This window comes from Saccharopolyspora soli, from assembly GCF_022678645.1.
Taxonomy (GTDB): Bacteria; Actinomycetota; Actinomycetes; order Mycobacteriales; family Pseudonocardiaceae; genus Saccharopolyspora; species Saccharopolyspora soli.
Window position 1 is genome coordinate 135,653 of record NZ_JALBWV010000012.1, and the last position, 23,326, is coordinate 158,978.

19 protein-coding genes are annotated in these 23,326 nt (G+C 69.3%); 10 read left to right on the forward strand and 9 right to left on the reverse strand.

The window, feature by feature from the left end; translation table 11 throughout:
- Nucleotides 1-90: 90 nt before the first annotated feature.
- Nucleotides 91-864 (reverse strand): SDR family oxidoreductase, encoded by a 774-nt coding sequence (locus tag MOQ72_RS11820; protein WP_242182984.1) that lies wholly within the window; start codon nucleotides 862-864, stop codon nucleotides 91-93.
- Entirely contained in the window at nucleotides 861-2,036 is a 1,176-nt protein-coding gene (locus tag MOQ72_RS11825; protein ID WP_242182986.1) for an acyl-CoA dehydrogenase family protein, read from the reverse strand. Before MOQ72_RS11825 ends, MOQ72_RS11820 begins: the two co-directional genes overlap by 4 nt.
- Before the next feature lie 262 nt (nucleotides 2,037-2,298).
- Between MOQ72_RS11825 and MOQ72_RS11830 the strand changes: the two genes are divergently transcribed.
- Genes MOQ72_RS11830 through MOQ72_RS11845 form a run of 4 tightly spaced genes read left to right on the forward strand, consistent with a single transcriptional unit; the run spans nucleotide 2,299 to nucleotide 6,415 of the window.
- Nucleotides 2,299-3,153, forward strand: a complete 855-nt coding sequence (locus MOQ72_RS11830; protein WP_242182988.1) for an enoyl-CoA hydratase — start codon at nucleotides 2,299-2,301, stop codon at nucleotides 3,151-3,153.
- Nucleotides 3,154-3,158: 5 nt separating this feature from the next.
- On the forward strand, nucleotides 3,159-4,274 hold the full coding sequence (locus MOQ72_RS11835; RefSeq protein WP_242182990.1) for an acyl-CoA dehydrogenase family protein: 1,116 nt from the start codon (nucleotides 3,159-3,161) through the stop codon (nucleotides 4,272-4,274).
- On the forward strand, nucleotides 4,271-5,314 hold the full coding sequence (locus tag MOQ72_RS11840) for an acyl-CoA dehydrogenase family protein (protein ID WP_242182991.1): 1,044 nt from the start codon (nucleotides 4,271-4,273) through the stop codon (nucleotides 5,312-5,314). Before MOQ72_RS11835 ends, MOQ72_RS11840 begins: the two co-directional genes overlap by 4 nt.
- A gap of 15 nt (nucleotides 5,315-5,329) precedes the next feature.
- Entirely contained in the window at nucleotides 5,330-6,415 is a 1,086-nt protein-coding gene (locus tag MOQ72_RS11845) for an acyl-CoA dehydrogenase family protein (protein ID WP_242182993.1), read from the forward strand.
- A gap of 46 nt (nucleotides 6,416-6,461) precedes the next feature.
- On the opposite strand, the gene MOQ72_RS11850 is transcribed toward MOQ72_RS11845, so the two are convergent.
- From MOQ72_RS11850 to MOQ72_RS11865, 4 genes are all read right to left on the reverse strand, one after another.
- A complete protein-coding gene (locus MOQ72_RS11850; protein WP_242182995.1) occupies nucleotides 6,462-6,890 on the reverse strand; it encodes a MaoC family dehydratase in 429 nt (142 codons plus the stop codon).
- 3 nt (nucleotides 6,891-6,893) lie between these two features.
- Entirely contained in the window at nucleotides 6,894-7,361 is a 468-nt protein-coding gene (locus tag MOQ72_RS11855) for a MaoC family dehydratase N-terminal domain-containing protein (protein ID WP_242182997.1), read from the reverse strand.
- A 54-nt stretch (nucleotides 7,362-7,415) separates the two neighbouring features.
- Complete coding sequence (locus MOQ72_RS11860) at nucleotides 7,416-8,579, reverse strand: acetyl-CoA C-acetyltransferase (RefSeq protein WP_242182999.1); 1,164 nt, start codon at nucleotides 8,577-8,579, stop codon at nucleotides 7,416-7,418.
- A gap of 148 nt (nucleotides 8,580-8,727) precedes the next feature.
- Nucleotides 8,728-9,567: an SAM-dependent methyltransferase gene (locus MOQ72_RS11865; RefSeq protein ID WP_242183001.1), complete on the reverse strand. Its 840-nt coding sequence runs from the start codon at nucleotides 9,565-9,567 to the stop codon at nucleotides 8,728-8,730.
- A gap of 194 nt (nucleotides 9,568-9,761) precedes the next feature.
- On the opposite strand from MOQ72_RS11865, the gene MOQ72_RS11870 reads away from it, so the two are divergent.
- The 3 genes from MOQ72_RS11870 (at nucleotide 9,762) to MOQ72_RS11880 (ending at nucleotide 11,299) form a co-directional block, all read left to right on the forward strand.
- Nucleotides 9,762-10,658, forward strand: a complete 897-nt coding sequence (locus tag MOQ72_RS11870) for a Sco1979 family transcriptional regulator (RefSeq protein WP_242183003.1) — start codon at nucleotides 9,762-9,764, stop codon at nucleotides 10,656-10,658.
- Between the two features lie 106 nt (nucleotides 10,659-10,764).
- Entirely contained in the window at nucleotides 10,765-10,998 is a 234-nt protein-coding gene (locus tag MOQ72_RS11875; RefSeq protein ID WP_242183005.1) for a DUF397 domain-containing protein, read from the forward strand.
- On the forward strand, nucleotides 10,982-11,299 hold the full coding sequence (locus MOQ72_RS11880) for a hypothetical protein (RefSeq protein ID WP_242183007.1): 318 nt from the start codon (nucleotides 10,982-10,984) through the stop codon (nucleotides 11,297-11,299). The genes MOQ72_RS11875 and MOQ72_RS11880 overlap by 17 nt, the downstream gene beginning before the upstream one ends.
- 27 nt (nucleotides 11,300-11,326) lie before the next feature.
- Here the strand turns inward: MOQ72_RS11880 and MOQ72_RS11885 are convergent, their stop codons facing one another.
- On the reverse strand, nucleotides 11,327-16,342 hold the full coding sequence (locus MOQ72_RS11885) for a tetratricopeptide repeat protein (RefSeq protein WP_242183009.1): 5,016 nt from the start codon (nucleotides 16,340-16,342) through the stop codon (nucleotides 11,327-11,329).
- 256 nt (nucleotides 16,343-16,598) lie between these two features.
- Nucleotides 16,599-17,825: a lysozyme gene (locus MOQ72_RS11890; RefSeq protein ID WP_242183011.1), complete on the reverse strand. Its 1,227-nt coding sequence runs from the start codon at nucleotides 17,823-17,825 to the stop codon at nucleotides 16,599-16,601.
- A 335-nt stretch (nucleotides 17,826-18,160) separates the two neighbouring features.
- Here MOQ72_RS11890 and MOQ72_RS11895 point away from each other — a divergent pair, with 335 nt between their 5' ends.
- From MOQ72_RS11895 to MOQ72_RS11905, 3 genes are read left to right on the forward strand one after another with little or no spacing between them, the layout of a single operon-like run.
- Nucleotides 18,161-18,994 (forward strand): hypothetical protein, encoded by an 834-nt coding sequence (locus tag MOQ72_RS11895; RefSeq protein ID WP_242183013.1) that lies wholly within the window; start codon nucleotides 18,161-18,163, stop codon nucleotides 18,992-18,994.
- On the forward strand, nucleotides 18,991-19,926 hold the full coding sequence (locus MOQ72_RS11900) for a hypothetical protein (RefSeq protein ID WP_242183015.1): 936 nt from the start codon (nucleotides 18,991-18,993) through the stop codon (nucleotides 19,924-19,926). The genes MOQ72_RS11895 and MOQ72_RS11900 overlap by 4 nt, the downstream gene beginning before the upstream one ends.
- Nucleotides 19,923-22,256: an AAA family ATPase gene (locus MOQ72_RS11905; RefSeq protein WP_242183016.1), complete on the forward strand. Its 2,334-nt coding sequence runs from the start codon at nucleotides 19,923-19,925 to the stop codon at nucleotides 22,254-22,256. Before MOQ72_RS11900 ends, MOQ72_RS11905 begins: the two co-directional genes overlap by 4 nt.
- 98 nt (nucleotides 22,257-22,354) lie before the next feature.
- On the opposite strand, the gene MOQ72_RS11910 is transcribed toward MOQ72_RS11905, so the two are convergent.
- A complete protein-coding gene (locus MOQ72_RS11910; protein WP_242183018.1) occupies nucleotides 22,355-23,317 on the reverse strand; it encodes a hypothetical protein in 963 nt (320 codons plus the stop codon).
- Nucleotides 23,318-23,326 lie beyond the last annotated feature (9 nt).

A 23,326-nucleotide genomic window follows, 5' to 3' on the forward strand; every position in this document is an offset into this window, starting at 1 on the left:
CTCTCAGAGCGGGAGCACCCCGGCCCCAGTAGGTGGGTCGTGAGTGGCAATGGCTGTTAGAGCGACCATTGCCACTCACGAGCGGGTGCGTCACGGGTGCTGGTTGCTGACCGAGATGACCTCGCCGGTGAGGTACGTCGAGTAGTCGCTGGCTAGGAAGACGATCACGTTGGCGACCTCCCAGGGCTGCGCGGAGCGGCCGAACGCCTCCCGCTCGGTGAGTTCCGCGAGCAGTTCGTCGGAAGTCACCTTCGCCAGGTTCTCGTGCATCACCAGGCTCGGCGCGACGGCGTTGATCCGCACGCCCAGCGGCGCCGCGTCCAGCGCCGCGCACCTGGTCAGCGCCATCACCCCGGCCTTCGCCGCCGCGTAGTGCGCCTGCCCGGCTTGCGCGCGCCAGCCGACCACCGAGGCGTTGTTGACGACCACACCGGCATTGCCCTGCGCGCGGAAGAGCCGGACCGCCGCTCGGGTGCACCGGAACGTGCCGTTCAGGGTGACGTCCAGGACCTGGTGCCACTGCTCGTCGGTCATGTCCAGGATCGACGCCGTACCACCCAGCCCGGCGTTGTTCACCACCACGTCGATCTGGCCGAAGGTGCTGGTCGCGGTGTCGAACATCCGCTGCACCTGCGCTTCGTCGGTCACGTCGCAGGACACCGCCGCGATCTTGGCGCCGGGCAGGTCGGCGAGCGCGTCGCAGGTGGCTGCCAGCCGCCGCTCGTGCCGGTCGCTGATCAGCACCTGCGCACCTTCCTCCAGCATCCGGCGGGCCACCGCCGAGCCGATCCCGGTGCCCGCCGCCGCAGTCACCACCGCCGTCTTGCCAGCTAGCAACCCGTGAGCGGGCGGAGGTGTTGTCATGGCCTGGCCTCCCTGGGCAGGCCGAGCACGCGCTCGGCGACGATGTTGCGCTGGATCTCGTTGGAGCCGCCGTAAATCGTGTCGGCGCGGCTGAACAGGAACAGCCGCTGCCAGGCGTCGAGGTCGTACGGCGCGCCTCTGGCGAGCAGCCCACCCGCCCCGGCCACCTCCATCGCCAACTCACCGAGCCCGCGGTGGAACGTCGACCACATCAGCTTGACCACCGACGACTCCGCGCCGGGCGGACCGTCCGCACCCAACGTCCGCAGCACCGTGCAGCGCAGCGCCTCCAACCCGATCCACGCCTGCGCGATGCGGTCCCGCAGCAGCGGATCGTCGACGGCCCCGTTGGCGCGGGCCAGTTCGGTAATGGCGGTGAGTTCCCGGCGGAACATGACCTGCTGGTCGACCGTGCCAATACCGCGTTCGAACCCGAGCGTGCCCATCGCGACCCGCCAACCGGCACCGATCTCGCCGACGACATTGGCCGCCTCGGTGCGGGCGTCGTCGAAGAACACCTCGTTGAACTCCGAAGTCCCGGTCAGTTGCAGGATCGGCCGCACCTGCACGCCCGGCTGGTCCATCGGCACCAGCAGGTACGACAGGCCGTGGTGGCGTTGCCGCCGAGCATCGGTGCGTGCCAGCACGAAGCACCAGTCCGCGACGTGCGCCAACGACGTCCACACCTTCTGGCCGTTGAGCACCCACTCGTCGCCGTGCAGCTCGGCAGTGGTGGACACGTTCGCCAGGTCCGATCCGGCGCCCGGCTCGGAGTAGCCCTGGCACCACAATTCCCGCACCGCGACGATCTCCGGCAGGAACCGCTGCTGCTGCACCGGGCTGCCGAAGGCGATCAGCGTCGGACCGAGCAGTTCCTCGCCGATGTGGCCGACCCGCACCGGAGCCTCGGCGCGGGCGTACTCCTCGTGGAAGATCACCTGCTGCTGCACGGTGGCTCCCCGACCGCCGTGCTCGCGCGGCCACCCGAGGCAGGTCCAGCCGTGCTCGGCCAACAGCCGGTCCCACGCCAACCGCTCGGCGAAGCCCTCGTGCTCTCGGCCCGGCCCGCCCAACCCGCGCGCTGCGGCGAACTCGCCGGTGAGGTGGTCGCCGAGCCATTCCCGCACCTCGCGGCGGAATTCCGCCTCGGCTGCGCTGTCGGTGAGATCCACGCACCCTCCCAGCTGCTCGGAGTCCTTGACACCTGCGGAGCCAGTTGCGCGGCTCGCTTCGCCGAGCGGAGCGGCGATTTCGCGCAGACACCACGCGCTCCGCCGGTCGTGAGTGCGTGGCCGGGCTGGAGCCCGGTTGTGCACTCACGAGCAAGTCGTGCGACGCGCCCGCCCCGTCCGCCAGTTGCGAACTCTACCAAGCACTTGCTTGTTCGGCTAACCTCGACGTGCCGCAACCGCAACGCCGAGCTAGGAGCTCTCGATGGCAGCAGAGCACGCGGGCGTGCACTACGAGCGCCGGAAGCAGGTCGCCGTGGTGACGATGAACCGGCCCGACTACCGCAACGCGCAGAACTCCGCGATGACCTACGCGCTGGACGACGCCTTCTACCGGGCGTGCGAGGACGACGAGGTCAAGGTGATCGTGCTGGCAGGTGCCGGGAAGCACTTCTCCGCCGGGCACGACATCGGCTCCCCCGAACGCGACGTCGACGTCAGCTTCCCGCGCCGGGCCGGGCTGTGGTGGGACCACACCCGCCACCGCGGCGGCGAGTCGCGGTTCGCCCGCGAGCAGGAGGTCTACCTGGGCATGTGCCGCCGGTGGCGGGAGATGCCGAAACCCGCGATCGCCTCGGTGCAGGGCGCGTGCGTGGCCGGTGGGCTGATGCTGGCCTGGGTGTGCGATCTGATCGTGGCCAGCGAAGACGCGTTCTTCGCCGATCCGGTGGTGCGGATGGGCATTCCCGGCGTCGAGTACTTCGCGCACCCCTGGATGCTCGGGCCGCGCATCGCGAAGGAATTCCTGTTCACCGGCAAGCGGATGAGCGCGCAGCGGGCCTACGAGGTCGGCATGGTCAACCGGGTGGTGCCGCGCGATGAACTCGCGGACACCACGATGACGCTGGCCGACGAGATCGCCGAGATGCCCGGATTCGGGTTGGCGCTGGCGAAGAAGGCGATAAACCAGGCCGAGGACCTGATGGGCCTGCACAGCGGGATGGATTCGGCCTTCGGCCTGCACCACTTCGCCCACGCGCACAACGCGGAGGTCGGCGAGGACTCGCTGAGCGGCATGGATGCGCGCAGCATGAAACAGGCCGCGCAGGAGCGGGAGTAAGTGCCGTGGACCTCTCGTTCTCCGCCGCTGACCGGGCGTTCCGCGACGAGGTTCGGAAGTGGCTGCGGGAGCACGTGCCGCGAGAACCGCTGCCGTCGCTGGAAACCGAGGAGGGCTTCGCCGCGCACCGCCGCTGGGAGCAGGAACTGCACGAGGCCCGGCTGTCGGCGGTGTCCTGGCCCGAGGAGTTCGGCGGGCGTGGTGCATCTCTGCTGCAATGGGTGCTCTTCGAAGAGGAGTACTACGCTGCGGGTGCGCCCGGCCGGGTCAGCCAGAACGGCATCTTCCTGCTGGCGCCAACGCTTTTCGAGCACGGAACAGGACATCAGCGACAGCGCTATCTGCCGCGGATGGCCGCTGGCGCGGAAATCTGGGCGCAAGCCTGGTCCGAACCCGAAGCCGGCAGCGACCTGGCCGGGATCCGCTCCACCGCCCGGCGGGTCGACGGCGGCTGGTCGTTGTCCGGTCAGAAGACGTGGAGTTCCCGCGCGGCGTTCGCGGATCGGGCGTTCGGGCTGTTCCGCAGCGATCCGACGGCGCAGCGGCACCGGGGGTTGACGTACTTCCTCTTCCCGCTGGACGCCGATGGCGTAACGGTCCGTCCGATCCGGCGGATGGATGGCAAACCCGCGTTCGCCGAGTTGTTCCTGGACGAGGTGTTCGTGCCCGACCGCGACGTGCTCGGCACGGTCGGCGAAGGCTGGCGGGTGGCGATGAGCACCGCGAGCAACGAGCGCGGTCTGACGCTGCGCAGCCCCGGTCGATTCCTCGCGACGGCACGCCGCCTCGCCGAGTTGCCGGGCGCGCTCGACGACGACAGGGTTGTCGATGCGTGGATCGGCGCGCAGGCTTACCGGCTGGCCACGTTCGAGACCGTGACGAAGGTCCTCGAAGGCGGGACGTTGGGCGCCGAAGCCAGTCTGAACAAGCTGTTCTGGTCCGAATTGGACATCCAGCTGCACGAAATGGCCTGGGAACTCCTCGGGCCGGAGGCCGAACTGTCGCCCTGGGTCGAGGGATACCTGTTCTCACTCGCCGGTCCGATCTACGCGGGTACCAACGAAATCCAACGCAACATCGCCGCCGAACGGGTGCTCGGGCTACCGAGGGGGTCGCGATGAGGTTCGCGCTGGACCAGGAACAGCAGGACATGGCCGACGCCCTGCGGAACCTGCTCAACGCTGCTGACACCCCGCGAATCGCCCGCGACTGGGCGGTCGGCGACGCCGAGGCGTGGTGGAAGCTGTGGCGCGGGCTCGCCGAGCTCGGACTCACCGGGCTCACCGTTGCACAGCGCCACGGCGGCCTCGGGCTCGGACCGGTGGAACTGGCCGTCTGCCTGGAGGAATGCGGCTACGCCGCGCTGCCCGGCCCGCTGGTCGAATCGCTGGCCTTCCTGCCCCGGCTGCTCTCCGACGCGTGGCTGGAAGACCTCGCGGCGGGCCGATCGATCGGTACCGCCGTAATCGCCGATCACCTGCCGTACGCACTCGATGCCGACCAGGCCGACGCGGTGTTCCACTGCGACAGCACCGTGCGACGACTCGGCGGAATCCGGTTGCGCCGACAGGAGTCGTTCGACCCGACCCGCCGACTGTTCAGAGTGGATCATTCCGCTTCGGCGTTGGTATCGGGCGACTTCGACGCGGCTTTCGACGAGGGAGTGCTGGGTTGCGCCAGCTATCTGCTCGGTCTCGGGCGGCGATTGCTCGACACCTCGACCGAATACGTCAAGCAACGGCACCAGTTCGGCCGCCCGGTCGGCGAATTCCAAGCGGTGAAGCACCACCTCGCGAACGTTGCGCTGAAGCTGGAGTTCGCCCGCCCGCTCATCCGGGGTGCCTGCCTGTCGATGGCCGACGACGTTCCGTGGCGTTTCCGTGACGTGTCGGCGGCCAAGATCGCCGCCGGTGACGCGGCCTACGCCGCAGCGCGCACAGCGCTCCAGGTGCACGGCGCGATCGGCTACACCGCAGAGCACGACCTGCACCTGTGGTTGACCAAGGCGACCGCGCTGCGCTCCGCGTGGGGAACCCCGGCCTGGCACCGCCGCCGCGTCGCCGCAGCTCTCGCCACCGATACCACCACCCCGATCGGGGCCGCCTCCGGCGCTGGTGGCGCCGATTTCGCGAGAAATCGGCGGCATTCCGCGGCCGGATGAGTATTTGGAGGTGCCGTGCGTTTCGCATTCACCGAGGAGCAGGAAGAACTGCGCCGCACCGTGCGCAAACTGCTCGATCGCCACGGTGGCCCGCCGAGCCATGCACCGGATGCGCCCGATCCGGGCTACGACCCGGTGCTGTGGAAGCAGCTCGCGGAAGTCGGGGCGCACGGCCTGGCCATCCCGGAAGACCACGGCGGCAGCGGGTTCAGCCTGCTGGAAACCCTGATCGTCGTCGAAGAGCTCGGCAGGCGGCTGGTGGCGAATCCGTTCCTCGGCAGCGCCGTGATCAGTGCGGAAACCCTCCTGGCCAGCGGCAACACCGATGCCTGCGCACGGCTGCTGCCCGGCATCGCATCCGGCGAACGAGTCGTCTCGCTCGCCTGGGCGGAGCCGGATTCCCATTGGGAGGCCGACACATGCGCCACAACAGCACGCCACGACGATCGCTGGTTGCTCGACGGCCGCAAGTCCTACGTGCTCGACGGCGCGCAGGCCGACACCCTCCTGGTCGTCGCCGCGACGGCCGACTCGCCTTCCCTGTTCTCGGTGGATCCGGATCCGTCCATTGTGGCCTCGGCAACTCCGCTGGACCTCACCCGGCGGATGGCCGAGGTCCAGCTGACCGCAACACCCGCAACGCTCATCGGTGACGCGCCGCTGCAACGTGCACTGGATGTCGCGGCCGCCGCGATCGCCGCCGAACAGATCGGCGCCGCCCAGCGCTGGCTGCACGAAACGGTCGAGTACGCCAAGCTGCGCAGGCAGTTCGGTCGACCGATCGGCTCCTTCCAGGCGATCAAACACCGGCTCGCGGACTGCTACGTGGCGATCGAGTCGGCCCGCTCGCTCTCCTACGCGGCCAGCTGGGCGGTGTCCACTCGCGACGAAGCAGCGGCCGAACTGGCGGCGATGGCCAAATCGGCCTGCTGCGAAGCGTACTCAGCGATAGCCGCCGAAGGCATCCAACTGCACGGCGGAATGGGCATAACCTGGGAGCACGAAGCCCACCTGCACCTGAAAAGAGCCCACGCGGCCACCCACCTCTTCGGCACCCCCCGCGACCACCGCACCCGGCTCCCCTTGACGTCCCGCCCGTGATCCCCGGCCGGTCACGGATCACTTCAGCCGGGGCCCTGCGCGCGGGTCAACTCAGTTGGACGACTGCTTGGGCGTTGGCCAGGACCTCGATACCGTCGGTCGTGGCGGCCAGGTCCACCACGACCTGCTTGTCCCCGGTCTTCTCCGCCACGCGGCCGGTGACCACGACTTCCACTCCTTCGTCGTCGTCCGGGACCACCACCGGCTTGGCGAAGCGGACGCCGTACTCCAGCACCGCTCCCGGATCTCCCACCCAGTCCGTGACCAGCCGGGCCGCTTCGGCCATCGTCAGCATGCCGTGCGCGATCACGTTCGGCAGGCCCGCTTGCTTGGCGATCCGCTCGTTCCAGTGGATCACGTTGAAGTCGCCCGATGCTCCGCAGTACTTCACCAGCGTCAGGCGCTGGATCGGATAGTGCTCGGGGCCGATCTCGGTGCCGACCTCGACGTCGTCGTAACGCACGCTAGCCGCCACGGTTCACTCCCCTGCCTGCCCGGCCGCGGTGCCCCGCGACACGATGACGTTCATCGTCGCGCACACCAACTCGCCGTCCGCGTCGCGGATCTCGGTCTCGATGCGCACCAGCTCGTTGCGCCCCGCGTCGCGGATCTCGGCGATCCGCCCCTGCGCCGTGAGCACGTCACCGGCGCGGATCGGCCGCCGGTACCGGAACTTCTGCTCGCCGTGCACGACCATCCGGTGGTTGAGCCCGAAGTCGGGATGCCGGATCGGGCTGTTCGGCGATGCCGCGCCAGCCGCGACGATGCCGAAGGTCGGTGGGGCGATCACGTCGGGATGACCGAGTTCGCGCGCTGCCGCCGGACTGCGGTAGGCCGGGTTCTCGTCACCGACCGCGTCGGCGAATTCGCGGATCTTGCCGCGCGTCACCTCGTACGGCTCGTCGGAGCTGAAGGTGTGCCCGATGAAATCGCGGTTGATGGCCAATGGAATTCCTCTCCGCCGCGCTTCGCCGACCGTGCCGCGTTCGCACCACCAGGATCAGCCGAGGCGTTCGAGCACGGTCACGTTCGCAGTGCCGCCGCCCTCGCACATCGTTTGCAGTCCGTAGCGGCCGCCGGTGCGTTCCAGTTCGGCGAGCAGCGTCGTCATCAGCTTGGTGCCGGTGGCTCCCAGCGGATGGCCGAGGGCGATCGCGCCGCCGTTGGGGTTGACCCGCGCCGGGTCGATGTCGATCTCCTTCAGCCAGGCCAGCACCACGCTGGCGAAGGCTTCGTTGATCTCGACCACATCGATGTCTGCGGGGCTCAGCCCGGTCTTGGCCAGCGCGTGCCGGGTCGCCGGAATCGGCGCCGACAGCATGAAGATCGGGTCGTCACCGCGAACGCTCATGTGGTGCACGCGGGCGCGCGGCCTCAGACCGTGTTCGGCAACAGCCCGTTCCGAGGCGACCAGCAGCGCCGATGCGCCGTCGGAGATCTGGCTGGCCAACCCGGCGGTGATCCGGCCGTCCTCGCGCAGCGGCTTGAGACCTTCGAGCTTCTGCTTGTCGGTGTCCCGGCGCGGCCCCTCGTCGCGCTCGACACCGGCGATCGGCGCCAACTCCTCGTCGAACCGGCCGGTGTCGATGGCCTCGACGGCCCGGCGGTGGCTGGTCAGCGCGAACTCCTCCATGTCGTCGCGGGAGATGTCCCACTTCTGCGCCATCAGCTCGGCGCCCCGGAACTGCGTCACCTCCGCGTCGCCGTACCGGTACTGCCAACCCGCCGAACCGGATTTCGGCCCGTAGGCAACGGGAAACCCGAGCTCGCCCGCCGCACGCAGCGCGCTGCCGATCGGGATCGCGCTCATGTTCTGCACACCACCGGCGATCACCAGATCCGCTGTGCCGCTGAGCACCGCTTGAGCGCTGAAATGCACCGCCTGCTGGGAGGATCCGCACTGCCGGTCGATCGTGACGCCGGGGACGTGCTCGGGATAACCCGCCGCGAGCCAGCCGGTGCGGCCGATGTTGCCCGCCTGCGCGCCAACCGCGTCCACGCATCCCCACACCACGTCGTCGACCTCAGCCGGGTCTATCCCGGTTCGCGCCACCAGGTTCCGCAGCACGTGCGCGGACAGGTCGGCCGGGTGGATGCCGCTGAGCCCACCACCGCGTTTGCCGACCGGGGTGCGCACCGCGTCGATGATGTACGCCTCCGCCATGACTGCCCCTTCCGCACGGGCGGATCCGGACGCGCTGAATCCGCCGGACACCAGCAGCAGGCCCAGCCTAGCGAGCGGTGTCCAGCGGAACAAGCAAGCGTTAGGTTGCGGCTGGAGAACTCGCGCGGACCAGAGGCCCCGCACTCTCTCAGGGTTTGCGGGCGACTGCTCCGGCGATGCAGTACTGCACCGGGTAGCGCGGCCTCAGCCGGGGTCCGGTCGGCCACCAGTCGCAGCACCGCACCAGGCCGGGGTTGATGAATTCCAGCCCTGGGAACATGCCCTCGATCTGGGCATGGGTGCGGAACACGCCGGTGCCCATCGGACTGTGCAGGAACGTCTGCTCCATGCGGCGCGCCAGGTCGCTGTGCTCGGCGGTCTCCGGGTCGAGGAAATGGCTGATGGCCACGTAGGAACCCGATGGCAGCGCATCGATGTACTCCCGCATGATGTCGGCCGGTGGGCGCGCACCGTCGTAGTGGTGCAGGGTGCCCAGCTGGAACAGCGCGATCGGCTCGGCGAAGTCCAGGTGGCTGCGGACCACGTCGTCCTGCAGGATCCGCGCCGGTTCGAAGATGTCGGCCGGGCTGAAGTGGGTCTGCGAGTTCTCCTCCAGCAGGGCGCGGCCGTGCGCGAGCACGACCGGGTCGTTGTCGACGTAGACCACCCTGGCCTCGGGTTTGATCCGCTGCGCCACCTGGTGGGTGTTCTCCGCGGTGGGCAGTCCGGATCCGCAGTCCAGGAACTGGGTTACGCCGGTTTCGGCGGCGATGAACCGGGTGACCCGGATCAGGAACTGGCGGTTGTCCCACGCGAGCTGGTGGGCTTCCGGGGCGACCTCCCGAACGCGGCGGAAGACCTCCCGGTCGACCTCGTAGTTGTCCTTCCCACCAAGGAAAGCGTCGTAGACGCGGGCGATGCTGGCTTTGCTGGTGTCGATGTGGATCGGGGCGGCGTCGTCGTCGGACGCAGTGAGGTCAGCGGCCATGATGTCCTCGCTAGCGGATCGGGGTGTCGGGTGCCCGAAGATTGCATAGCGTACGAGCTTCGCTGCGCTGAGTAAACGACTTGTGTTCGCACCGTAATCCCAGGGGCCGGATCGTGGTCCGCGGCTGCCTGATCAGTGCGGGTATTCGCCCAGTAGTGGTGCGAGAATCGGGGCGGGCGATCAGGAGGTGGGCGATGACCGAGCAGGCGGATCCGAGATCCGCTCGCGACGAGGACTCCGGCACGGACGGCAGTCCGACGGCCCGGCGCATCATCCTGGGCGCACAGCTGCGGCGGCTTCGGGAGAACGCGGAGATCCTGCCCGCCGAAGCGGCCTACGCCATCCGCGGCTCGGAGTCCAAGATCAGCCGGATGGAGTTGGGCAAGGTCGCCTTCAAGGAGCGCGACATCGTCGACCTGCTCACGATGTACGGGGTGACCGATCCGGCCGAGCGGGCGCGTTTCCTGCAACTGGTCGCGGAATCCAAGCAACCGGGCTGGTGGAACCGGTACGCGGTGGCGATGCCGCAGTGGTTCCAGGACTACGTCGGGCTCGAAGGAGCGGCCGCCCGGATCCAGACCTACGAGCTGCAGTTCGTGCCGGGCCTGTTGCAGACCGAGGAGTACGCGCTGGCCATCGCGAGTTCGGGACATCCGAAACTGGTCGATGACGACGCGCGCCGCCGCGTGTCGTTGCGCATGAAGCGCCAGAAACTGCTCGCCCGGCCGGACGCGCCGCGGCTGTGGGCGGTGGTCGACGAATCGGTGCTGCACCGGCCGATCGGCGGCGTCGACGTGCTGCGACGGCAGTTCGACCACCTGCTGGAAATGACGAAGTTGCCCAACATCGCGTTGCAGGTGGTGCCGTTCGCGCTCAGCGGGTACGCGGCGGAAGGTTCGTTCACCATGCTGCGCTTCGCCGAACCCGAACTGCCGGACGTGGTGTTCCTGGAGCATCTCGGCGGCGCGTTGTACCTGGACAAGCGGGAAGAGATCGAGTGGTACGGCCGGACGCTCGACCGCCTGATGGTCGATGCCCGGACTCCCGAGCAGAGCAGGCAAATGCTGTTGAAGATGCGGGCGGCGCTGTGATCCGATCGTTCGAGTACGCACAGTGATCGCTTGATCGCGCTGCGCTGTGGTACCGTCTCGTGCAATGGCGTATGCAATTGCATGTGCAGTTGACCGAGGAGATCTGATGAGCGATCAGTTCGAGGTCCCGGTCGCCGAGCTCGCGGGTGTGACCTGGCGAAAGTCCCGTCACAGCGGGAAGTGGGGCAACTGCATCGAGCTCGCCGCGTTGGACGACGGAACCATCGCGTTGCGCCAATCGCGCCAGTCGCACGGGACTGCGCTGATCTGCACCCGAGCAGAACTGGCCGCTTTTTTCAGCGGTGCCAAGGACGGTGAATTCGATGACCTCGTCCTTTGAGGCCCATCCTGATTCCAGCATCCGCCTGCGCCAACTCATGGCGCGTGGATTCCGGCTGATGCCACCGGTTCGGGACACCGACGGCGAGCTGATGGCCCTGATCTACGTGCGGCCGCACGGCGACATCATCGACATAGTGGAGTTGCGCGGCGAGGACGACGTGCGCGCAGCACGGGTTTCGCGCAAGGACGGCATTCGGGACGACCCGAGCACGGCGCAGTGGCGGACGGCTGGCGCGGCGTGCGACGTCCTGGACCAGGTGCTCGCGCTCCCGGAGCGGCTGATCATCGTGCGCGCGTGATGTTCGGCCGCGAGCGGACCGCTCCAGTCAGCTCAGCTTGGCCAGCAACTCGCTCGCTTGTTGGGCGAAGGACGGATCTTCGGTGCGTGCCGCGCGGTCGAGCAGTTCGCGCGCCTGTTGCACCTCGCCGCGCTGGTAGCGGATTTCGCCGACCCGGTAGGCCGCCTCGGCGATGAGTTCCCGGTCTTCGGTGTGCGCCAAGGTGTATTCGTAGTGCCGGAGCGCGTCGGCGTGCTCCGCCCGCCAGTAGTGCATCTCCGCCAAGTGGGCGGCGGCCAACGCGGCCGTGGGGTGACCGAGGTCGATCAACGCCAGGAACCACGGTGTTGCCGCGTCGAGGTTGTTGCGGCGTTTGGCGATCACCCCGAGGTTCATCGCGGCCTTCGCGGACAGTTCCGGGTCATCGGACTCCCACGCCCGCAGGCTCCACTCGCGGGCCGCCACGTCATCGTCGGCTTGGTAGGCCATCGAGGCCAGTTCCAGCAGCGCTTCCCGCGCGTAGCGGTCCTGCGGGTCGGTTTCGATCAGCTGCAGGTAGATCTGCCGGGCCTGTTCGAGATCGCCTTCCAGGCGCAGCGATTGGGCCAACGCGTAGCTCGCCATCGGGGAGAACTGCTCGTCGTCGCTGTCCGCTGCTTCGCGGAACATCTCGATCGCCCCGGCCGTGTCGCCCTCGTCGCGCCGCTTGAGCCCGAGCATCGCCTTCATCGCGGTGCCCATCACTTCGTCCGGGCTCTGCATGAGCTCCTCGACGGCGGCCGGATCGCCGTCGCCCAGCAACTCGATCAGCCGGTACTTCGCCAGCGCGGCCGACTGCTCGTCGCCGGTGGCCAGCACCCGTTCGTACGCCTGCCGGGCGCCCACCAGATCACCACGCCGGTGTAGCGCTTCGCCCAGTGCCAGCACTGCTTCCGGCGCGGGGTTCGGGGCACCGATCTCCACCGCGCACCGCAGGTAGACCAGCGCGACGTCGTGGTCGTCGGCTTCGATGAAACCGGTGCCGGTCTCATGGGCCCACTCCGCGACGTCGCGGTCGGGGACGACTTGGACCATTCTGCGCAAGGTGTCGGTCGCGCCGAGGTGGTCGCCGCCAGCCCGCTGTTCTTCGAGCACCACTCGGATGTTGTTCAGCGCGTCTTCGCCCAGCTCGTCGTCGGCCGCGTGCGAGGCGGTCTGGACGAAAGCCGCGACCGCGCCCGCGAGGTCGTGCTCCTCGTACCGGATCAGGCCCAGTCCGAACTCGCCGCGCGCCGCGATTCCCGGCTCGTCGCACCGGCTGACCCGCTCGAACTCGATCCGCGCCGCATCGCGATCGCCTTGCGCGAGCAGCAGTTCGCCGAGTCGGCTGCGCGCAGCATCTGAATGTCCGGGCACGCCGAGTTCCGCGGCCTTGCCGAACCACCCGATGGCCTCGGCCGGGTTTTCGGCGCGCTCGCCGAGCAACCCCATCCCGATGATCGCCGTGTTCGGATCGGGCGACGAGGTCGCCCGGTGCAGCAGTTCCAGCGCCGGTTCCGCCGTGTCGGCGAGTTGTGTGATGCGGTGGTGCAGCGCCGCGCCGAACTGCTCGGGCGACTCGGCGGATTCCTCAGCCCGGTCCCAGATCGCGCGCGCTTCGACCGGGTCACCGGCAACGTGGTGGAGGTAGCCGAGCAGCAGACCCGCGTCCACCGCAGCGACGCCGGACCCGGTGGAGACGGCCTGCCGACAAGCGGATTTCGCGCCTTCCGGGTCGTTCAACCGGGCTAGCAGTTGCGCCAGCAGCACTCCGGCGCGGGCGACCGCCTCCGGCACGTCCGCGCAGGCGGCGCGGCGGTACCAGACCAACGCCATCGCTTGCTCCCGCCGCCGCTCGGCGAGCTCGCCGAGGGCGATCTGCGCCTGCGGTGCGAGAGCGGGGTGCCCGTGGTCGGCGACCATCCGGAACAGCACCTGAGCATCAGGGCTGCCGTCCGCGGCCAGCGCCCGGCCGAAATCCAGGCCGAGTTGCGAACACACCTGCAGGTCGTCCCCGGACGCCCCGCCCAGGATCGGGACCGCCGCCGAGGGGTCCGTCCAGGCCGCGCACCAGAAGTCGGCGGCCCGCGCGGAGCCGAAGTGCTCACCGACGGCCGCCCGCGCGCCATCGACGTCGCCTTCCCGGATCAGCCGGAGTGCCCGCTGTTCCGCGGTTTCGGCGCCCATCTGCTGGTAGACGTACGGCGTGATGTCCGGGTCTTCGAACTCCAGCGCCCGTTCGTAGGCGGACCTCGCCCCCGCTTCGTCCCCGGCGTCCCGGAGCAGATTGCCGAGGTTCAGCGCGGCGTGCGCCTGGGCGCCGGGCACCCCGGAGGAGATCGCGCGTTCGTACGCCTCTCGCGCCGGGGCGATTTCGCCCTTGCTGGCGAGCAGAACTCCGATGTTGGCGGCGGAGTGGGCCGCCTCCGCGCGGGAGCCCACCGACTCAGCGCGGCGGAAGGCGTCGATCGCGCCGTCGATGTCGCCGCGCCCATCGCGTAAGGCGGCCAGTCGCAGCGCCGCGTCCGCGGCGTTCCCGGCACCGCTGGCGGCGACCTCGCCCAGCAACGCGTCCGCCCGGTCCAGTTCTCCCTTGCCCCGAAACAGGTCCGCGAGGCTGCACTTCGCCACCGCTGCCTCGTCGGCGTCATTGCCCTGGGCAGCTTTTTCCCAGGCTGCCGCTGCGGCGTCGACGTCGCCGCTCTCGTTGCGCAGCGCGCCGAGGAAGAGCCAGCCCTGCTGGACCTTCTCCGGGTGACCGGCCTCGACCACCAACCGCAGCGCCCAGTCGGTGAACTCGACCGAGCCTCGGCGCTGGTACCGGTGCGCCAGGCTCAGGCAGAGCTGCGTGACGGTGTAGTGGGGTTTCTCGTCGTCGACCAACGCCAGGAAGCTGGCCCGCGCCGGTTCCAGCTCCTGCCGGATGGCGCGCATGCCGAAGGCCGCGATCGGGGCGGCGGCGGAGCTGGAGCCAGCGGCCTGGGTGAACAGCGCCAGCGCCGACTCCAGGTCGTCGGCCTCGACGAGTTCCTCACCGAGCAGGAACGCCGCGCGCGGCCCGAACTCCGGATGGCCGCTGGCCGCGGTCTGCCGGTAGAGGTCCAGCAGCGCGTCGTGCCGGTCCCACGTCCGGTACAGCAGGGCGAGCTTGCCGAACACCTCGCTGACCACGGCGGGATGCCGGGTGGCCATCGCGGTTTCGTACGCCGCGATGGTGCCTTCGAGATCTCCCTGGTCCAGCAGCAGATCACCGAGGTGCGCCGACGCCCACGGTCGCAGCGCCGGATGCCCTTCCTCGACGACCCGGCCGAGCAGGCGCAGACCTTCGTCGTGCCGCTGTTCCCGCAGCAGCCAGCTGGCCAGCAGGTGGCCCGCCTTCGTCCAGACGAGCCGGTTCGGCGACTCGACCAGCCTGCTCAGCACTTCCACGGCAGCCGGAACATCAGTGGTCATCAGGTGCTCGGCCTTGACCACCGAGGCCAGGTCGCGGACCTCTGGTGCGGTGTCGGTGAGGAGCTGGTCGAGCATCAGCTCGTCGTTGTTCTCCAACCGGAACAACGCCTCCAACACCGGACTCGCCGCGGGCTCGTCGAGCAGTGCGCCGCGGAACGCGCCGTCCTGCGCCAGCGATCCCTCGTCGGCGACTGCGGCCCGCCGCAGCACCTGCCTCGCCCGGTCAACGTCGCCCATGGTCGCTTCCACCAGACCGAGCGAGTTGGCCGCCATCACCGACCAGATTCGCGCGTGCATTTCGATGACCTGCTGGTAGGCGGCCCGCGCGGTGGCGAGGTCACCCACCTTCGCCGCCTCGCGAGCGCGCATCGCCAGTTGCTTCGCGTCGTCGCTGGCGGGGTCCTGCTGGGCGTCCATCACGTCCATCATGGACAGTGCGAGTTCGGCTTGGTGGGCCACGTGCGGATCTTCGGCCTCGGCGGCCTGCCGGAAGGCCGCCACGGCGGCGTTCTGGTCGCCGTGCTCGTAGAGCAGCACGCCCATGTTGTAGGCGGCCAGCGGTGCTTTCTCCGGGTGTCCGGACTTGGCGACCTTGCCGAACGCCTCGACCGCTGCCGCGATGTCGCCGCTGTCGCGCTGCAACTCGGCCAGCACGCCGAGCGCCTCGATCGAATAGCGCGGGTGGCGGGTGTTGATGACCCGCTGGTAGGTGTCGCGGGCCTGGTCCGGCTGACCGAGCTCCCCGAGCTGCATCCCCAGGTGGATCAGCGCGTGCAGCCGGACGTCCGGGCGCGGATCGTCGGCCGCGCGCCGGAACGCCTCGGCCGCGCCCGACGGATCGGCCAGGTCCTCCAGCACACCGCCCAGCAGCACGTATCCCCAACCGAGGTGTTCGGGGTGCCCGTAGGCGATGATCCGCTCCGCCATCCGCCGGGCTCGCTCGGGATCGTCGACGTGCAGCGCGTACAGCTTCGCCGCGCCCAACGAGCCGTAGTTCGCATGCCCGCTGTCCAGCAACCGCACCAGGATCGGCTCGGCGTCGTGGTCCCGGCCCTGCTCCAGCAGCAGGCATGCCTGGTCGTAGGCGACCTGCAGGTACTCCCCGGCGGAACGCTCGCCCGGCGCGGGCAGGTCCAGTTCCGAGGCGAGCGCGACCACGCCGGGGTCGTTGCAGGCCAGCGCCCGATCGCGGGCCTCGCGGGCGCCCGCGGCGTCACCGAGCATGTGCAGCACCTGCGCCAGCAGGGCATCGGCGCGGCCCGCCGCGTCCGGGTCGGCGCCGTCGGCGGCGATCCGCAGCACGGCCTGGGCGGCGGTCAAATCGTCGGCGTCGAACAGCAGCAGCCCGAGCGAGATCGCTGCCATCTGCGCGTAGATCGGGTGCCCGGAGTCGATCGCCCGCTGGTACATCGCGCGGGCGCCGGGCGCGTCGCCGCGCTCGTCCAGCAGCGCGGCGAGCAGGCAGGCAGCGTGCACGGCGGTGTCGAAGTCGCCGTCGTCCAGCACAGTGCGCAACTCGTACTCGGCGGCGGCGTGATCACCGTTGATCCACAGCTGTCGGGCTCGGGTGACCCGCTGCTCCCACAGTGACATGCCGTGCCTCCGATCAGGTGATCATCGATCGCGGCGAGAATATCGGTCCGACACCGCCAGTCGCGGCGAATCCCCATCATCGAATTCCCGACGAAGATCACCTGGTCGGGCGGCAACCTCCGGCCCGCTTCGGGCGTCCTACGGCTTCGGCCGGGTGCCAGCCGCGAGCCGTCCAAAGGGGACGAAAAAGAGCGGGCCGTCCGCGCCTGTGCGGACGGCCCGCTCCGGTCGAAATACCGTTGCGAACGTCAGTGGGTCAGCTGGCCATTTGCTTGAGCCGCTCGATGCCTTCCCGGTACTGGTTCAGGTCGGTGCTGCCGCTGATACCGGCGACCTGGCCCTGGTCGGTGTACTGCCAGAAGTCCCAGTCGTTGAAGCCGTTGGGCACCGTCGGGTTGTCCACGCCGTAGGACGCCAGCCACAGCGCGTGGCCGCCGAACGTGTCGGTGCCGCCCATGCACTGCCGCCAGAACGACGGGTTCGCGTAGATGATCGCGTCCTTGCCGGTGCGTTCCTTGACCTTGTCGTTGAAGGTCTTGGTCCACAGGTGCATGTCGTCCACGGACAGTCCGTAGCAACCGCCACTGTTCGGGTCAACCTCCAGGTCCAGCACCGGCGGCAGGGTCTTGCCGTCGTTCTGGTAGTCGGCGAGGTTCAGGAACCGCTCGGCCTGCACCTCCGCCGAGGACGAACTCGGCCGCGCGAAGTGGTAGGCACCGGCGATCAGCCCGGCGCCCTTCGCACCGTGGTACTGCTCGCTGTAGCGGGGGTTGGAGAAGCTGGTGCCGTCGGTGGCCAGCACGAAGGTGAACTTCTTGCCGTCGGCGGCGACCTTGCTCCAGTCGATGCTGCCGTTGTGGTTGGACACGTCGATGCCCTCGGCTGGCGGACCCAGCGGTGCCTGGGGCGCGGGCTGTGCCTCGGGCGCCGGTTCCGGGGCAGCCTGCGGCTGCTGGGGCGCGGGCTGCTCAGCCGCAGGCTGCTGGGCCTGCGCCGGGGCGGCCTGTTCGGGGGTCACCTGGGCCGGGACCTGGATCGGCGCGGCCAGGGCGGCCTCGCCGACCTCGGCCTTTTCCGGGCCGGATGCGGCGCTGCCGATCACCAGGCCCACCACGCCGACCGCGGCGATGGCGGCGCCTGCCTGCATCGACCGCGTCCGCGGTGCCCGCCGCACGGATTCGGGCAGCTTGTCCTGGACCGCGGTCACGTGCGGCGCCACCCTCTCCCGGAGGCGCTGCACCACGGGTGCGTCCTGGATGCGCCGCAGCAGTGGCGCCAGCCACTGCAGGAAGCGCTGGATCAGTGGTGCGAGCCACTCGCCGACGCGGTGCGCCGCCGGGCGCACGCGATCCACTGCCGTGCGCAGGGCCGCATCGGCTCGCAGCGCAGCGGAGCGCCACCCTCGGTCAGTCGCCTCGCGGGGGGTCGAGGCGTGATCGGTGTGTTCGGGGGATCTTTTTTGGTCGGAGGATTCGGGGTTCACGCGTCCCCACACTCCAGCACGGAGCGTGTACGTGCATCGCGGTTTGTACGTACGCGACTACCTAGGTTTAACCCTTTTGAGCTACATAGCCCACCCGGTCCATCACCAATAGTGACTGAAAACGGTCGACGGCAAGATCCTGGGGGCCCAGGTCACAGCCCTGGCATCGGCCGGGTGGCCGCCCGGCGCAGCAGTGCGTGACCGATCGTTCTCGGACCGTGCGCACCGCGGAGCAATATCAACTTGATCAATGCGGCCCAGCGGTTTCTCGTCCGGTGGTAAGAACAATCTTGAGGAAGCCGTGCACCACACCTGCACTCGCGGAGCTGACATCGATGGGAACGACCGTCGCGCGCCGGTCCGGGTCGCGTGCACTGGTCCTGTGGCCGGTGTTGGTGTGCGCCGCGTTCCTCCTCCTCGGGTGCGCGGACTCGGCCCGCCGGGATGCGACCAAGGTGTACTGCCTCTCCACCGCGCAGCAGGGCTCGCTGGTCGATGCGGCCGTGGCGCTCGGCCTCGCGGAGCGCACCGCAGACGCCACGTCGCTGGTGGTCACCGGTACCACGCGCCCGCTCAAGGTCGAGGACTGGTCGAAACAGCGGCCGTCCGACTTCGACCGCGCGTGCAAGGCGCTGTCCGCACCCGCCCTCGCCGCGAACCCCTCCGGTGCGCAGGCGTTGTGGAACGTGCTGCTGCCGGTGGTCGCCGGTGCGGTGCTCACCCTGCTGACCACCACGTGGCGCGACGAGACCAGCCGAGGTCGCCTGCTGGCCGACGACCTCCGGACCGCGGCGACCGCGTTCACCAGTGCCGCCAAGGAATACCTCGGCGGCTGGACCGAACCGGGCGCACCCCGCCCGGCCGAGCAGGACGTGCGGGACCGCCGAGCGGAACTGGCCGCTCGGCTGCGCACCGTCCGCGTCCTGCATTCGCGTTGGCGGGCCCCGCGCGAAGCGCAGCAACAACTGACCGGCAACCGACTCGGCGACGAGATCGTCCAAGGCTGGACGACCATTCGAGACGACGAGCGGACCCAGCGCGCCGCGACCTTGCACGACGAACTGTCGCAACTCGACACCACGATCAACCAGATCGCGCACGCGTTGGAACGCCCCTGGCGCCCGCATCGGCGCATGCGCCGGGCCGAGCCGAGGAAGACGGACCGATGAACCCCTACCTGGTGCCGGAAACCACGGGGCGACCGCAGGCCCCGCTGTGCCCGCACGAGACGGCCGAGCACGAGAGGTACTACGTGCCGGTGGACAACACGCAGGCCGCCTTCGAGAAGTTCCAGGAGGAGATCGGCGACACCGCGAGCCTGCTGCACGAGGGACGGCTGGTGGTCGCCGCCGGCCAGCAGGGCTGCGGCAAGACCTCGCTGATCAACCGCTGCGCCGCCTGGCTCGCCGAGAACCTGCCGCACGGCGAGATCGTCTCGCTGGTCGACGAGTCATCGGCCAGCGATCCGATCGAGCACCGGCTGACGCTGGTGTACGAGTGCCTGCTCGCCGACCTCGCCAGGAGCAAGGTGCTCAGCGCCGACCAGGTCCGGGAACTCGCCGAGCTCCGCGACCGGCTGGAACTCGGCTACCGCACGCTGAGCAACCGCCTCGACGCGCTGGACAGCGGCCTGGCGCTGATCGTCCTGCTGCCCTCGTCGGAGGATCTGGTCAAGGAGATCGAGCACTACGCGAGATTCGCCCGCCGCAAGATCCTCTTCTTCGCGGAGAGCTCCTATGTCGACTACGTCGACCGGCACTGGGCGCAGATTCGCCGGGCCTGCCGGGCAGAACCGGTGCTGCTGCGGGTCGGTCCGCTCGACGACGGCGACGGCTGGCTGTTCGCGCGGACCCGCCAGGAACTTCACCCGGATGCCGGTGTGTACCCGAAGGTGACCGAGGAGACCATGCTGCGCGTGACCACGAGTGGCTATCCGACGTCGATCGGTCAGCTGCAAACGCTGCTCTACGGGGTGTACGAGGATTTGCGACGCCGGTCACCGGAGGAACTCGCGTTACGCTCGCCGGAGTTGAGCTACGAGGAGATCACCGACTACTTCTTCCGGCTGATGCGGACGCCAGGCGAGGACACGACGCGATGAGCGGCAGCCACTCGGACAACGCCCGGTCCGTCGAGGTGAACCCGTTCTCGCCGACCGCGGTGGCCCGAGTCGCCGAGTTCGCCCCGGACACCGTCACCATCCCCACCCCGGCGATCCGCGAAGCGGTCCGGCTGCTCGACGGGTACCTGGAATCCCCGCAGCACGGCAACGTGATCGCGATCGTCGGCGACTACGGCACCGGGAAGACGCACCTGGCCGTCGAACTGCTGCAGCACGCCAACCGGCGGGCGCCCGAGGTGACCAAGACGATCTACCTCGACGCACCGGCGGGCACTTTCGTCGCGCTGTACCGGAGATTCATCGAGCAGCTCGAACTGCGCGACGTCCGCGAGCGCGTCCAGGAGTACTACGCCGACATCGTCGCGGACGCGCTCAGCCAGTCGGCGTTCGGCATGGATCTCGCGCAGCCGTTGCGGGCGGGCGAGATCGATCCGATGGAGGTGGTCTCCCGCCTCGGTCTGATGGAGAGCAGCTTCCTGCAGCAGGTGCAGCGGAAGCTGGAGGACGTGACGCACAACGAGGCGTTCGGCACCGCGCTGACCCTGTTGCTGCGCCCCGGTTTCGACGACGTCGTGTGGGAGTGGTTGACCGGCCACGAACCCGACCAGATCCTGGCGGATCGCGGGATCGCCGCAGCGGTCGACACCGACGCGGCGGCGCTGGAAGCGATGGGCGTCTTCGCGCTGCTCTACGGCCACCGCGACCGCCGGTTCATCGTGGTGATCGATGAACTGGACAAGGTGCTCTCGGCGGCCAACCGACCGACCGAGGACGCCATCGAGGGCTTCAAGAAGCTCCTGGAGGTCTTCGCCGGGGCGCGGGCGATGCTGGTGCTCGCCGGACTGCCGGACTACCTCGAAGTGCTCAGCGGCAACGCCCGGCAACGGATCGGGCGGGTGATCACCGCGTCCGCGTTGAGCGCGGAGAACACCATCGACTTCATCCGGGAGAGCCGCCGCCGGGCGCACGGCGTGGACGCCCTGGAACCGTTCACAGTGGACACGGTCAACTACCTGGTCAAACTCACCGACGGCATCGCCCGCAAGATCGTGCGGCTGTGCTTCCAGCTCTACCGGAAGGCGACCGAGCAGCAGCAGCTGGTCACCGTGGCGATGGTCCACGAGGTGGCGCTGAACAACCAGTTCGACCACGCGAGCATCGACGACGTCCGCAACGCGATTCGACGGGTGCTCAACGCGCAGGGCTCCACCTACCGCCGGGACCAGATCGTGGGTCTGGACGAGAATTCGCGGGCGGATTACTGGATCCCGGTCGGCCGGAGTGGCTCCGGTTGCGCCCTGCTGCTCACCGAGTCCGTGCTGACCACTGAGGACAGCCAGCGGTTGGCCCGGCGCGCGACGGCGATCCGCAATGCCGCCGGGCAGGTGGAAGCGCTGTTGGTCGTGGTCGGCTACCTGCCCACCGAATTCGCCGCCGAGCTCGGCGCCGCCTTCGGCGCCGAGCCGCTGGTGTACGACCACTGGACGTTCAACGAAACGCTGGCCAGCGCGCTCGCCGCCCGCATCCGGGGGTTGGAGTCCGTCGCGGCCGACGATCCGCTGGAGGCCGTCCAGGAGCGGCTGTCCCGGATGAGCCGCCAGCAGACCAACACCCAGCGGTTCATCGAGCAGCTCGCCATCCGGCTGGAGGACATGCGGACTTCGTCGGACCGCCAACTCGCGGTGTTGCAGCGCGAACTGGCCGGTGTCTCCGACACGCTCTACTCGGCCGCGCCGCACGACGAGGACGACGCCGAGGTGCCGACGCCGTTGCGGCTGCCCGCTGAGGTGGCGCGGCTGTTCAGCGATGCGGTGAGCGCGTTGGACTCGCTGAGCCAGGTCGTCGTCGTGCTGCGCGCCGCTTTCGTCAGCACCGATCAGGTCCCGGTGCGCTCGATCGACGTCCGCGACGACATCCGCGACTGGCTGCGGTCGCAGAAGGTGTTCCCGGCGGTCGGGGTGGCGGTCCTGCTGAGCAGGCTGGTCGTGGCGTTCCGGGACGGCATCGCCGACTGGTACCGCTCGTCCGCGCCAACGGAGCAAGGCCAGCTCTACGCCGTGGACCGGGAACGCCTTTCCACGCTGTGCCGCACCTATGACGTGCTCTACGAGTACCTGCCGTTGATCGGCCTGGAAGTCCTCGGCGACCTCGCGACGAGCTCGCCCGGAGCGGACGACTTCTACGGCCAAACGGTTCGATCACCGGCGCGCCTGGCCGACGTCCGAGAAACCCTGGACGGCCTCGGCTCCCGAGTCCAAAACGCAATGCTGGAATCCTTCGCCCCCGCCAGCGGCGGCGGGGACGGGTGAGGGGCACCCTTCACCAACTTACTTGGTGAAGGGTGCCCCTCACCTCTCACCCGAATGGGGTCGTGGGCGCGAAAGGCGGTTGGCGCCGGTTTTCGCACTCACGACTCTGGTTGCCGGGTTCCGGCCAGCTGGGTGGCCAGGTCGGCGACCTTGTGCTCCGCGCGGGCCACCCGGCCCTGGTCCAGCGTCACGCCGACCAGGAACTCCCCGGCTCGCACTCGGCGGTAGTAGATCGCACCCTGCTCCAGGTCGAGCGTCAGCCGCGTCGTCCGGATGCCGAGCACCTCGCCCACGATCCGGCTCAGCTGCCCCACGACCGTCGGCAGCCGGGCGCCGAGGTCGCGGTAGCGGCCGCGTCGGGCTTCGGCATCGATCTGGGTGAAGAACCTGGCCGCCCGGCGGTGGTCGAACTGATCGGCGATCGCGCTCGGCTCGCCGCCGCGCCACAGCGCTGCGTAGTGCAGGTCGGCGAAGCTGACCGCCGACCGGACCAACTCGAAAGCCATTGTGTCGTCGAGGTTTTCGCCGCGCGGGCCGTCTTCACCGCCTGGCTCGGGGACCTCGTCGGAGTCCTCGCCCGTCGGCTTCGGCACGAACCAACCACCGGGGTTCGTGCTCTCACCGAGCCTGCGGCGCAGTTCGGCCACCAGACCCACCGTCGCGGCATCCGCGGAGTCCACTGCCGACGCTTCCAACGCGTAACCGACCAGGTATTCGTTCGACCTGACCGAGCAGCAGTAGATCGCGCCGCTGGTGGTTTGCAAGACCGTCCGGATGAGCCGACCGCTGCGGATCCCGCGCAGGGTGCGGTCGATTTCGTTGACCTCGCTGCTGAAGTGCCGACCGATCAGTTCGTGCGGATCGTCAGCACCCAGTTGGACGTCGTGCACCGCGAAGTTGAAGATGCCGTTGTTGTAGTGCGCCAGGTAGCGCAGCCCTTGCTCGCTGCTCACCACCGCGCGGCAGAGTTCGACTTGCTCGTCGATCCGGTGGTCGGCGTGCGGTGCGCGCCGCTCGACCGGGCCGACGGCCCGCAGGTCACCCGCTTCGGGTCCAGTCACGCCGGGTCC